7 protein-coding genes are annotated in these 14,335 nt (G+C 40.1%); all 7 read right to left on the reverse strand.

Annotated features, from left to right (window positions below; translation table 11 throughout):
- Positions 1-43 precede the first annotated feature (43 nt).
- Positions 44-1,705, reverse strand: a complete 1,662-nt coding sequence (locus tag EV200_RS05165; protein ID WP_132529886.1) for an alpha-L-fucosidase — start codon at positions 1,703-1,705, stop codon at positions 44-46.
- A 247-nt stretch (positions 1,706-1,952) separates the two neighbouring features.
- Positions 1,953-3,464 (reverse strand): glycoside hydrolase family 28 protein, encoded by a 1,512-nt coding sequence (locus tag EV200_RS05170; protein ID WP_132529888.1) that lies wholly within the window; start codon positions 3,462-3,464, stop codon positions 1,953-1,955.
- Between the two features lie 132 nt (positions 3,465-3,596).
- Complete coding sequence (locus tag EV200_RS05175) at positions 3,597-5,336, reverse strand: RagB/SusD family nutrient uptake outer membrane protein (protein WP_132529890.1); 1,740 nt, start codon at positions 5,334-5,336, stop codon at positions 3,597-3,599.
- Positions 5,337-5,364: 28 nt separating this feature from the next.
- Complete coding sequence (locus EV200_RS05180) at positions 5,365-8,667, reverse strand: SusC/RagA family TonB-linked outer membrane protein (RefSeq protein WP_165877864.1); 3,303 nt, start codon at positions 8,665-8,667, stop codon at positions 5,365-5,367.
- 226 nt (positions 8,668-8,893) lie between these two features.
- Positions 8,894-9,934, reverse strand: a complete 1,041-nt coding sequence (locus tag EV200_RS05185) for a FecR family protein (protein ID WP_132529894.1) — start codon at positions 9,932-9,934, stop codon at positions 8,894-8,896.
- 88 nt (positions 9,935-10,022) lie between these two features.
- Entirely contained in the window at positions 10,023-10,601 is a 579-nt protein-coding gene (locus EV200_RS05190) for an RNA polymerase sigma-70 factor (RefSeq protein WP_132529896.1), read from the reverse strand.
- Between the two features lie 136 nt (positions 10,602-10,737).
- A complete protein-coding gene (locus EV200_RS05195; protein WP_132529898.1) occupies positions 10,738-13,635 on the reverse strand; it encodes a family 78 glycoside hydrolase catalytic domain in 2,898 nt (965 codons plus the stop codon).
- Positions 13,636-14,335 lie beyond the last annotated feature (700 nt).

A 14,335-nucleotide genomic window follows, 5' to 3' on the forward strand; every position in this document is an offset into this window, starting at 1 on the left:
TTTTTTCGTAGGGAGTAAATTAAAGTATGTAGCAATTTGATAATCAACTAATTTTAATTGGAACGGCAAAGGATGGCAATTTGCTGTTTTCAGGAAAAAACACTTTCAAGCCTTCAGGTGTACGGGAAAACCGCAAGGATGCACCCGTTGCGACTAATTCCACTTTGTTAATCTTTTGCTTATAATGCGGACTGTTCTCTGCAAGGCTTTTGATCAACACTGAGCCTTGTTGCGGCACAGACAATACGGTTGCAAATAAAACATCTCCTTTTGTGGCAAACCTTACATCTTCCACACTAAAGGGTTTCCCCTTGCCTTCATTAAAACCTTGTGCAGTGAGTGCTGCCGCAGCTTGTTGCGCCGGACCTTCACCAAAAATTTTCCAGGGGCGGGTTTTGTAAATACTTTCACCATTTTCCCGCATCCACTGACCAATCTCCTCTACAATTTTAGCTTCAATTTCATCCATCGTTCCGTCACCCCTTAATGGTATGTTTAACATCAGGTTTCCATTTTTACTGACCACATCGATAAGTGTATGTATAACAGACTGTGGAGTTTTGTACCTGTTCTGATTATAAACTTCCCGGTTATAATGCCAATCTCCTATACAAGTATCAGTTTGCCATGGAAGCGGCTCAATGGCATTGCTTTGGCCGCGCTCAATATCCCATACCATGGCCTTACGCTGTTCCACATCCAGAATTTTACCTGTAATTACTGCTTGAAGGCTTCCTTTTTCCTTTATGCTTTTATTATAGAAATGAGATGCAATCTTCAGTCCTGCATCACTAATTGGCCATAACGGAAGTTGAGAATCATCAAAATAAACCATGTCTGGCCCATATTTATCAATGAGTTCGATGGTTCGTTTATAAAATTTTTCGATATATTTTTGATCGGGTATGCTCACACCATTGCCCCAGTTCCATTGGCGATGTATTGCTCCATCATCCAGGCTATCTTTACCTAAAGCATGGTTTTGAGCATAAAGTTCCTGAGGATCAAGTCCCTCCCACCACTGGCCTTTACCGTCAGCTTTTGTAAGCTTCCCATCATATGGAACACCAGCAAGTGGGCCCAATTTATCTGATCGCTGTGATGTTTCCAACCAGCTCCAGGTATGTGCAGCATGAACACTTACGCCAAAGTGTAAACCTCTTTTTCTGGCTGCATCAGCCCAGCCTTTAACAATATCTTTCTTGGGTCCGATTTTAGTTGAATTCCAGTTTTTCTGGAAAGAGCTATCATATAAATCCAGATTATCGTGATGGTTGGCCAAAGCCATAAAATATTTCGCACCAGTGCGGTGGTAAAGATCTACAATGGCTTGAGGATCCCATTTCTCCGCTTTCCAGGTATTGATCACATCTTTAAAACCAAATTTAGAGGGGTGACCATACTTTGCGAGGTGAAACTTGTATTGACCAGAACCTTCCATATACATATGCCTGGCATACCAGTCGCCTGCCTCTGGCTGACACTGAGGGCCCCAATGTGCCCACATCCCAAATTTTGCATCGCGAAACCACTCAGGAGTCTGATAATTTTTTAAGGATTCCCAGGTTGGTTGAAAGGAACCTTTTGGTGAACCAGTATTGGGATTATCTAAAATATGGTGGAGTAATGATGCATTAGCAGCATTTGTAAGATAAAGTCCGGGAATAGCAGCAGCAATGTACCTGAGCAGTGTTCGTCTCTTCATAATATATTTGGCAAAAAATGATTAAAACAAATATACATGACCCGCTGCTTATATTTTTTGTATCAGTGCGACAAATTATTGTACTGATCCGACTTTTGTCAAAATAGCTTAGCCAGGAATTTATAATCTTTTTTAAGAAAGCGATAGGGAATTTCGACCAGGCAAAAAAATTTATGATGACGCTATAGCGTCATCATAAATCTGCCACACCCAATGGCATGGCAGAGAAATCACCGACAAATTCAATTTATTTTTTGATTACTGTTGCTCCCGTAGCCTGAGGTATCTTCAAGCCTGAAGTGGATAATTTATCTGTATTTCTATAAACGATTACCGGAAGTACGGCATCTTCAGGAATACTCAGGTCATTCAGTTTTAATCCGGAAACATCATCAAAAACCATAGCCGGACGGAAATCAGCAGCTTTTAAACTGACTTTAACATTGATCAGTTTAATGTCTTTCGCATGCCTCACATATAAGCCCCAGGAAGGCAATTCGCCAAACATGGTAAATTCCGGATAACCTACTGCATTTTCTGTTACAGTGGATAAGGAATCAATGCTGTGATAAGCTTTTGATTTTGTAGCCCCACCGCCATAAGAGATTTCGATATCTTTTAAAGTAATATTCTCTACTAAATGACCCGGCAACCCTGTAATGGAGGCGGGTACCAGATTATGTGCGGCTACTTTTGGTGCAGGTCCTTCCAGAGGATAACCAATATCTGGCTTGCCTGCCGGAACCTCCACCTTTACATCCTCAATCCATACATTTTTGATTGAACTGTATCTTTCATCCTGATTCCTGTGGCCTAACCTGATAAATACAGCATTACCGGTATTTTTTCCACGTACATTTATAACCTTAACATTTTCCAAAAAGCCTCCATCAACGGTTTCTATGGCAACTGCTGAACGGTAGGTATCAAACACAGTAAGGTTTTTAGCGGTGATATTCCTAAATCCACCAAGAGAAGCTGTACCAATTTTAAATCCATTTGCACTGGATCGCATCACGCAGTTTTCAATCCATACATCTTCACAAAAACCATCTTTAATTTCCGATTTCAGACAGATGGCATCATCAGCAGCATTAAAATAACTGTTGGTAATACGTACCTTTTTAGAATCTACAATATCAATGGCATCATTATTCCAATAAGCTGTGCTTAATACAGTCATACTGTCGATTACGACATCATTACATTCTTTGTAATTTTGAACCCAACTTGCGGCATCCTTCAGCGTGATTCCGGTTACCCGAACACCCTGGCATCCTTTAAAAAATATAAGATTAGGCCTGTTTTCTTCACGAGGACGTTTAGCCAGGTATTGTGTATCCCGCAATTCTCCTTTTCTAAGCAGTTCGAACATGTTAAACATTAATTCATGAGCCTGGCCATTTATAATACCTTTACCCGTGATGGCAATGTTCTTTTGTCCAAAGGCTGAAATAACCGCCATTCTTTCCGGAGTATAATCTTTACGTTTGGTGCTTCCCAATAAAACAGCCCCTTTTACCAAATGGAGTTCTACATTACTTTTTAAATTTAGCGGTCCAGTAACGAAATTCCCTTCCGGAATGGTAACTTTCCCTCCGCCAGCAGCGAAAGCCTGATCTATGGCTTTCTGAATAAATTCTGCGTTATTATCCATTCCGACTTTGGCACCATATTGAATAATATTAAAATTCTTTTGTGCTTGAACCGATGTTGCCGACCATAAAAGTGCAATAAGGAGTACTGTATTTTTTATCATAGGGATTGTGTTAAACTTCCATCTTTTGATAAGGCCAATTTTTGGTCGAGAGATGAAAAATTGTGATATAAGCGCCACCATTTTTAGTGGCGCTTTGATATTTATTTAAAAAATTTAATTATCAAACTCAGGTTAATAACCTGGGTTCTGCGGAAAGGCAGCACCCGAGTTTAGATCAATCTGACTTTGAGGAATCGGACGAAGCAAGTGAAAGCTTTTTAAAGTATTAGATGCCTTGGCTTCATCGTTATAAGTCAGCACTCTGGAAATTAATTTACCTGTTCTCTTCAATTCATACCACCTGAATTCCTCACCAGAAAGTTCACGGGCACGTTCATCAAGAATATCATCCAGGCTTAAACCGATCACCTGCATTTCCGCAGCATAGGATAAACCTGATGCAGGGTTCGTACCCGTTTTAGCTGCACGGGTACGGATGGCATTAAAAAACTGTAAAGCTTTTGGTAAATTCCCGGCCTGCAAATAGGCTTCTGCTGCTAAAAGATAGGTTTCTCCTAAACGAAAAATATAAGTATCTCTGGTTCCGCCATTATCGGCAAAGGCCGCATTGGGGTCTCTGAATTTTTTAAAGAGCGGGAAAGTTCTGGTATTTCCGCTAAATGGTGTGGTGCGATATTCGCCTGGATTGAACACGTAATATTTACGGGCAGCTTTTTGTGCTGTGGTAAATGCCACATCAGGATAGTAAACAACGGTATCTCCGGCTACAAAATTCTTCCCATTTGCGCTCCCTGCAGTTTGCGCAATCAATGCAGTCCAAACTGTAGCCTGATAACGACTATCACGGGCTTTATCAAATAAGCTAAAGAAGTATGGATCAGGAACAGAAGCATGTGCTGTGGCGGGCCTGTTGTAAAGCACCGACCGACCGATTGGTTGTATAACTGAAGTATCCCATAAAAAATACTGTTGCAATGCATTTCCTACAGCTGCAGTACCGGCAGCAATTGTTCCGCCTGCCACACTGGGCAAGCCTGCCTTACCTAAAAAATAAACCTGATTCGAAGCCACGTTTGTACTATACTGTACGGAGAATATTACTTCAGAATTGACCTGAAAATTTGAAACGGAAGGATCAAACATACTGGCAAAAGTTGGCCTTAAAGAATATGTTCCTGAATTAATCAGGGCATCAGCAATACTTGCCGCCTGGTTAAAATCTGCAACACCTTGTCCATAAGTTTTGTAACCTCGGGTGAGGTATACTTTGGCTAAAAGATGCTGTGCGAATCCCCTCGTAATTCTTCCAAAGTCTGTTGTTACCACTGGTAAAGTTGCTATGGCCTCATTTAGGTCTTTGATAATTTGCGTGTACACTTCACTTTCAGGTGTACGACTGAATGAAGTATTTACATCCACTGTACGCGTTAAAACCAAAGGTACATCGCCAAAGGTTTCTGCCAACAGATAATAGCAGTATGCCCTCATGGCCTTTGCCTCACCTATTCTTGCATTTAATGTGGCTGCATCCATGTTCTGCACCTGAGTTGCCCAATATAAGGTAGTATTGTTACCGCCAATGGTGTAATAGAGTTGTTTCCAAAGGTTATCTACATCAGCCAGGGATGAATTGAGCGATACATTGTACATGTTCAGCGCATTTACATCCGTTGTTTGCAATGAAGAATAGGTATCTGTCCCCAGGTTGTACAGATTGCTCATGCTGGCAATGTAACGGAGGTTGGGGTAATTTGACCTGGAAAGATCTTCAAAACCTTGCTTAGTTACGTAATAAAGCTGGTCTGTTGCAGCACCAAGGTTAGTTTCTTCAATATACTTTTTGCAGCCTGTGCTACCTGCTACCAAAGCTAAAAATAGAATGGGGAGCAGTTTATTTTTTAAATATTTCATATCAAATATCTTACGATGTAGAGGAAAATTATAAAGTTAAATTAACACCAAAAATGAACGTGCGGCTTCTGAATCCCTGTAATCCAAATGAATTTAAATCAGCCGTTTCCGGATCCCATCCGATAAATTTAGTCCAGATGAATGGGTTGTAAGCCGTAGAATAAACCCTCAAACTGCTCATGCCCAATTTTTCTGCCAGTGCTTTTGGTGCCGTATAGCCTAAAGTCATATTGCTGATTTTCGTGTAAGATGAGTTTTGGTAGGTGGCTATGGTTCTTCTTGTGGCATCGGTTTCAATGGCGTTATTTGCCCAGGTGTTACTCGGATTGGTTGGTGTCCAGTAACTACGGTCATAGGCACCAAAGCGGGCCCTGTTCTGATCGCCATTTAAAAACTGATCTAGAAATGTACTCTGCTGCATAGTGCCCTGACGGGTATAAACCGTGATGCCAAAATCGAAATTTTTAAAGGTAAAGTTATTGGTGATTCCGCCAAACCAATCCGGAATGTCACTTCCTTGAATTACACGGTCATCAGCTGTAATCTTATTATCGTTATTTACGTCAAGCAATTTATACTGACCTGGTTTTTGTCCATAAACTGCAGCCTGTGTAGCTTCACTGGTTTGCCAAACCCCTACAATTTTATAATTGTAAAGTACGCGGGCTTTTTCGCCAATAAAGCGGGCATTACCTACGTCGTTAGCTCCATTTCCAAATAAATCAATAATCCTGTTATTATTTTTCGAATAATTGATGTTGGTGGTCCATTTAAAATCTTTCGTGGTGATGTTTACGGTATTCAGTCCTAGTTCTATCCCACTGTTACGGATAGTACCAATATTGGCGGTTACACTTGCATAACCGTTTGCCGCTGGTATTTGCTGTGGCAATAAAGTACCCTTAGCTGTTTTGTTGTAATAATCAAAAGTTAAGGCAATTCGGTTAGACAGCACATTAAGTTCCATCCCTGCATTATATTCAGTTGTTTTTTCCCATGTTAAATCATTTGGTGCCAGGTTAACTACACCAGAACCATTTGCCGTTGTACCATTAAAATCATAAAAACTGGTTGACACTGCTGACTGGGTAACATAAGGATAAAAATAAGTACCATTAACCGCAGCGTTTCCACTTTTACCATAACTGAACCTGAATTTCAGGAAGCTGATAAAATCAATATTCTTAATAAAATCTTCTTCACTGGCTACCCAACCCAAGGCTGCGGAAGGGAAGAATCCCCATTTATTCCCTTCTGAAAAAATAGAGTTACCATCTGCACGACCAGTCAAGGTTAGCAAGTATTTGCTTTTATAAGTATAGTTGGCCCTGGCAAAATATGAATTAATGGTTTGTTTGCTGTAAGCACTGGAAACAGTGGTTGCTGGTGCAACTCCGTTAATGGTGGTTACATTACCTACATTATACCAAAGTGAACGGTATGGCAAACCAGAAACCGTAATCAGGTTATTATCACTCTGATAATAATTCATGGAGCTACCCAGAGTGAACTCAATTTTATGAACATCCTTAACCGTTTTATTGTAAATCAAAAGGTTATCAAAGGTATAATTCACTAAATGGCTGGCACTGTTGGTTGCCGCATTTGGTCTGGTGCCTGCTCCAATCTTTGAGAAGGTATCTGTATAAGTACCTGCACGCTGGAAAGTAAGGTCGGGTGTGAAAGAGGAACGAAACTTCAGGTCTTTAAATAAAGTAAGTTCTGCAAAGATATTAGGCAACATCCTTACGTATTGTGTTTTGCGTACCTCATTATCAAAATCAAATAATGGATTGGTAATCTGTGCCTCTGTCTCGTAGGCAAAAAAGCGTTGACTTCCATCGGCATTATAGGCGCTACCAGTGGGACGTAAACGGTAAGCGCTTCTGAAGGCTTCGCCACTGCCCAAATTCAAATCGGTATAGGCGCCATATAGCGAGGCTCCAACTTTTATCGTTTTATTAAAAGTTTTCTCCAGACCTACCTTTAAAGTATATTTTTTGGTGTTTTCTACCTCAACAGTACCTTCATAAAGCTGATATCCTGCAGAGAGAAAGTAGGTGGTTTTGGCATCTCCACCGGTAATGGATAAATTATGATTGGTTTGCAGGCCATTCTGTTTAATCAGGCTTACCCAATCCGTATAGTTTCCACTGGCGATATTAGACAATTCTGTTGGTGAAAAAATCTGGGCATCTGTATAGGTTACTGCCGGGGTAACATTACTCCCCAGCGTTTTGTAAAACTCTCTGGCATAATCTACAAATTCCGGCCCGGTCATTACATCAGGCAAATTATATGCATTTACAAAGCCAACATAACCATCATAACTAATTTTCGTCTGCCCGCTGTTTCCACGTTTGGTGGTGACAATTACTACACCGTTTGCCCCACGTGATCCAAATATGGCAGTAGATGAGGCATCCTTTAGCACATCCATCCGCTCAATATCGGCGGGATTGATGTCATTGATGTTGGATACCGGAATACCATCCACCACGTAAAGTGGCTGTGTATTTCCATAAATGGAATTTACGCCTCTGATCTCAATGGTCATATCTGCGCCAGGCTTGCCCGAACTTCTTTTTACATCCACACCTGCCATGCGGCCTTGCAATGCTTCCTGTGCATTTGGCGCACGTGATTTTACAATGTCTTCAGCATTTAAAGAAGCGACACTTCCAGTTAAATCACTCTTTTTCTTAGTTCCATAACCTACTACCACCACATCATTCAATGATTGATTGTCGGCAACAAGCTTAACCACAAGCGGAGCGGTTCCATTCACTGGCAACTCCTGTGCATTATAGCCTACGTACCTAAATACCAGCACATCACTATTGCCTGAAACAGAAATCTTAAAATTTCCGTTTGGATCAGTGATAGTACCTTTACTGGTGCCCTTAATGGTTACGCTTACACCCGGAATGGGCAAGTCCTTTTCATCCACAACTTTTCCGGTCACCTCAATGGCTACAGATGGTTTGTTCATGCCAACCGTGGTTTCCAGCTGGGCATCAATAAGGATAACTTTTGTTTTAAAAACCTGGTAAGAAATATGATACTGTGATAAAAGTTTATCCAGCACTTGTTTAATGGTTTGCTGATCAAAAGTTGCTGAAATTTTCTCACTGGACTGTACCACATCCTGGTTGTAAATAAATTCAACCTTATGGGTCTTGGCCAGTACTTTCAACACCTCGTCCAGCGTTTTATCCTTTACCGAGAGGTTAATTTTCTTATTCAGTATCTCCTGCGCAGCAGTTGGTTTAGAATAAGTAATACCCGTCATCAGTATAATGAATAGAATTTGACTGAGTGTAATTTTCATAATCTTGCACCAGAGGTGCGAATGAAGTAAACAAAAATTCATAAATTTGAGAAGATTGTATTTTGAAAAAAAATATAATAAGAAGCCCCTCACCAATTATATTGATGTGCTACATGGGCTGAAATTCCAGGTACAAAAGTGTGACAGCACTTTTGTACCCTTTTAGGAAATACGGTAGCCGTTAAGTTTTTATTGAATTGCTCATCATCATTAGTTATTTGGTTAGTTATTTATTTATTGGTTTCATAAGTGTGATTTGTTCACCGCTTATCTCATAATCTATGCTCATTGAAGCTTTTAAAACTTCAAGCACTTCCGGTAGGTTAAGTCCGGAGAAGTCAGCCGTCATCTCCTCATCCTTCAGGTGGTTATCCTGAATACGGATGTTAACATTGAACTTAGTGTTCATTTCTTTTACTATTGCAGAAAATTTTGCGTGATCATAGGAAAGATTGATATGTTTCCATAAATCCATATCCTGCATATCTGTTTTTGAAGTGGCTGATAGTGCATTATTAATTTCATCATAAGTAACCTTTTGATTTGGTTGGAGCATTACCTCCCCTTTAGTCAGTTGAGTGATGTTGCTCTCGGCTGCCTCACCCTTTTTGCTTACAGACACTTTACCGGTGATTACTTTTACCACGGCCTGCGCTGACTTTCTATAATCAATTACCTTAAAGCTGGTACCCCATACCTTTGTGATGATATGGGCACTTTTGATGATGAACGGCGATGAGGGATTTTTGGTAATTTCAAAAAAACATTCACCATCCATGGATACCGTTCTCGAAGCCTTATTAAAAGCTTTGGGTACAGAAAGCGTTGCATTTGGCTTTAACCATACCAGGCTACCATCGGCCAGGGTTTGCTTAATAATTTTTTGGGTATTGTTGGTATAATGAATGACAGATTCAACCTGACCACTGTTTTGATGCTGATGCTGCGGATTAAAAATCAGCACTTTAATTAATATTAAAACAATTGATGCAGCTGCAATGCCAATCCACCATTTTTTAGCTGGCGGAAACATTTTTACTTTAATGGCATCATCATTCAAATGAGAATTTTCGGATTCTATTTTATTGACCATACGATCCAACATTCTCTTTTTCAAAATGGCGTTATGGCTTGGAGAAAGGTTGTCGAGGTATTCAGGCTGATTTTCTTTTGATTGGTACCACTGATCTACGATAGCAATTTCCTCTTCAGAACATTGTCCTTTAATATACTTATCCAGTAAATTAGAAAGCTGTAAGCTTGTCATAACTGCAAAATTAGTGTTGGTTTATATACTGGTTATATTGAGTAGTCGAACGAAACGGCCGGTACCCTTGGTTTATTTTTAAAAAAAATTATTTTATTAAAAATACCAGCAGGAGCATAGAAAAATCAGCCAGTGAAATTTTTAGTAATTTCAATGCATTGGTCAGGTGGCCTTCAACTGTTTTTTCAGAGATGTTTAATAAGGATGCGATTTCCTTATTGTTTTTATTTTCTATTCTGCTTAATTGATAAACAGTTTTACACTTGGCCGGAAGCGTGTCTATAACCTTTTCAACCAAACGCCTCAAATCCATCAGGTAAATATGCTCTTCATTTGAGTTGTCTGCAGCTTCTACTAACCGGTTTACCTGAAGATATTTATCCTTCAACAATTCCTTCCGGTAATAATCAATAACAGAATATTTAATTGCCGTATGCAGATAATTGCTTAATCCGATGGAAAATATAAGGGTATTTCTTTTTTCCCAATATTTGAGAAATACATCCTGCACCACCTCTTCACACAAAGCATCATTACGAAGTCGCTTATGGGCAGCATTATAGAGTTTTGACCAATAGCGTTCATAAACCTCCGCAAAGGCATCAACATTGCCCTCACTTATCAGGTGGATAAGGTCATTATCAGTGTACTTTGAAAATGCCCCCATCACTCGCTATTTTTTTTGAAATAATTTTAAGGTATAAAGTAAGTAAATTATTCGTTGATAACAAACTCCGGAAACAAGATCAGTTTCCATCCTCCAAAACGATAAAGTGTGGATGGAAATTAATCGGCAAACAACATTATTTGATTTCTGATTTAAAATGATAAACACCTGATCCAACATGATAGACTGCATAAGGGGCCTCATATTTTATCCATTTAATACCGGGTACCTGAATGGCTTTTTTCGATCCTTCCATTACAAGATCAGGATTTGTTGCAGGTACGTATACAGTGGCCTCGGTATTTGCCGGGATTTGAAGATCGAGAGACAACTTATTTCCATTGCGCAGCCAGTAACTTTTAATCTCTCCGCTTACACTTTTATAACTTCCTTTTACCCATTTCAAATCTCCGGTTACTGTAGGCTTGATGATCATTTTTCGAAATCCAGGTCCATTTTCATCTTCACTGATTCCCGCTAAACCATGAAAAAACCATTCGTTAATCTGTCCAGACATGAAATGATTTTGCGAACCAAAACTTCCAACACTGGCATCCCATTTTTCAGTAAGTGCTGTAGCGCCCATTTTAAGCTGATAGCCATAACCCGGTCGGTCAGATTGATTGTTCATGTCGTAAATCACGTCCGAATAACCTTCCCTGTCCAGCGCACCTAAAAGAAAACGGTACCCCACCTCACCAGAATTAAATGAATTGCCCGCTTTTCGAATATCAGATACCAGGTTTTTAATCAACGCTTCCCGATGTTGAGGCGCTGCGATCTTTAAAAATAATGGCATAGCGTAAGTGGTATTTGAGCCAGTTGCATAGGTATTGGTAACAGGATTAAAAAACTCATCATTAAAGGCTTTTCTGATCATTTCAGATTTATTTAAATATGTTTTAGCCTCTTCGGGCTTACCAATTAAAGCAGCCATCTTTCCCATCAGCTGATAATCATAAAAATAAATGGCAGAAGCGGTAAAGCTAATAGGTGTTAGTTGTGATCCCCATGCAGGTTTAGGTCCGATATCATACCAATCGCCTAGCCCTGAATGCAACAGATTTTTCTTCGCTGATGCATCCAGAAAGGCCAGATATTTCTGCATTTTAGCATAATAGTTTCTGACCAGGGAAACATCGCCATTAAATAAATATTGTTGCCACGGCACAATGATGAAAGAACTTCCCCACTCTGGTGAGTTTCTGAAGCCGTTATTAATAATGTCTGCCCCGGCCATAAAGAACTCTGGTGCGATGTTAGGAACAAGGCCATTATCCAGCTGGCTATCAGACATATCATTCATAATTTTACGAAACATAGGCGTAAGATCAAAGTTATAGCGGAGTGATGGCCCATTCAAATGATATTGTTCCAGCCAGCCTTGCTTTTCTCGATGGGGGCAGTCTGTCATTACGCTCATCATGTTACTGCGCTGCGCCCACCTCACCAATGAATAAATGCGATTAAAAAGTTCGTTGCTGGATGAGAAACTCCCAATGGGTGCAGCGGATGAATGTACGACAACGCCTTTAAGTTCTTCCAAAACAGGATATTGAGAGTCACCTTCGGCAGGAAAAAGTTCTACCTCCAGGTATCTGGCTCCCTGATAGAAAAATTTAGGAAACCATTTTTCTACTTTTGATGAACCCATTGTGTATTGCCACCATGCCGGACGTATGCCATCCTGGGTAACTGAAGCACGATCAACATGTCCGTCAGGTTTCAATAATTCTGCCGGAGTGATTCTAACCATTGATCCGGCATTACCTTTTATCATAATTTCGGGCATGATGGATGCATTCTGACCTAAATCATAAACCCACTTATGCGCAGAAAGCTGCGTCGCTTTTATCGGTGTTAAATTTTCAATAGCCATAATTGGGGCAGCGGCGCATGACAGGCCCTTGAGTTTCCCTCCAGGCGTACTACATGTTTCGGCAGCCGCCCATTTAGTTTTGGGAATAAAATTTGGTTCATCCCACCCTTGCTGAGCTAAACGCTCATCATAATCTTCACCACCAAAAAGGTTGGAATAGGTTACCGGGCCTGGAGATACTTGCCAGGACTGGTCTGTAACAATTACTTCAGCAGAACCATCTGCATATTGCAGGTGAATGCTGGCAATTGCCTTGAGCTGACCATAAGAAACCAAAAACTTTACATACCTCACAGAATCGGGCTGGATGTTATACATTCCATTGCTTAAGATTATGCCAATGGCATTTTCTCCATTTTTAAACTGTGCTGTAATATCGAAGGTATCATACAAAATGGTTTTAGTGTAATCAGACCAGCCTGGTGACAAAATATCTTTCCCAATCTTTTGGCCATTTACAGTCAATTCATATTGTCCAAGTCCGCTAATGTGAATTATTGCACTTTTAATTTTGGGTTTAACAACAAAAGATTTGCGCAATAGCACAGAGGAGAAATTTGGATCTGATGGTTTAGGGCCATACATTCTATATTCAGGTAAATCTCGTTTAAGATTAAAGTCTGATTTTGCAGATTGATATTGATGCGCAAATTTTTCTGCACCTTTTGCAGAAATCCATTTAGCCTGGATCGGCGCATCACCCAATAATCCGGTAATCCATCTGGCGGGCATGCTGTAATTGGAAGGGTTTCCTTTTTCATCCCAGATCTTTACTTTCCACCAATAGAACGAGGTTGATTTAAGTATTTTACCGGCATAATGGATGTTATTCATTTGTGCAGATCTCACCTGCCCAGAGTCCCAAACATCTCCAATATTTTTAGCCAGGTTTTCTTTACTCGTAGAAACAATGATGCGATAGGCCGTTTGTAAAACCCCTCTTCTATTTGCCTGACTTTGGATTGTCCAGCTTAGTGATGGATTTAAAATATCAATTCCCTGCGGATTTTCAATGGATTCGCATTTCAATTGCTGTGGCTTTACAGATGTTATTAAAATAGCTTTTGCTTGCGTAGTGAACCCAAACATTATACAGGCAATACATAAAAGCAATGTTAAATAATTGGGGTATTGATGGTGATCAACTGATTTCATATCAAATAATTATGACCTTTTGTAATGATGAGTGCAAAGGTTTCGATCGGGCCTCATCCGGAATTTACGATTCAGACAAGATAATAAAAAAATAAACGTCAACTTAACATTTGTTATAAATACCTTATTAATCGTTAATGTTTATGACTTGTAATAAAACAGAAAGTAGGCCGATAGGTTATGGCGATCGCAACTCCCCTCCTTTTTTTAAGGAGGGGTGCCTGAAAGGCGGGGTGGTTGAAGCTACTGTCTGAATACATTTATTGAATATTTGGTGGTTAACCCCTATCCGCCTATCGGCACCTTTCCCCTGAAAGGGAAAGGGCGATGAAAAAATATTTATCGAGGCTTAAGCCACATCGTAAAATCAGTTAATTTCCTAATTTAATTTCGGTCGGTGAGACACCGACCGATAGGTAAATAGATTTCTATCGGATATATAGATAACTCTTAGTTAATGATAACACCAATCAGGGGATAGTCGGTAAGATAATATCAACCGGATAGGTTATGGCTATCGCTACTCCCCTCCTTTTTTTAAGGAGGGGGTGCCTGAAAGGCGGGGTGGTTGAAGCTACCTCTCTGATTACATTTATTGAATATTTGGTGGTTTAAGCCCCTATCCGCCTAGCGGCACCTTTCCCCTGAAAGGGAAAGGGCGATGAAAAAATATTTATCGAAGCTAAAACCACATCGTAAA

It is taken from the genome of Pedobacter psychrotolerans, from assembly GCF_004340665.1.
Taxonomy (GTDB): Bacteria; Bacteroidota; Bacteroidia; order Sphingobacteriales; family Sphingobacteriaceae; genus Pedobacter; species Pedobacter psychrotolerans.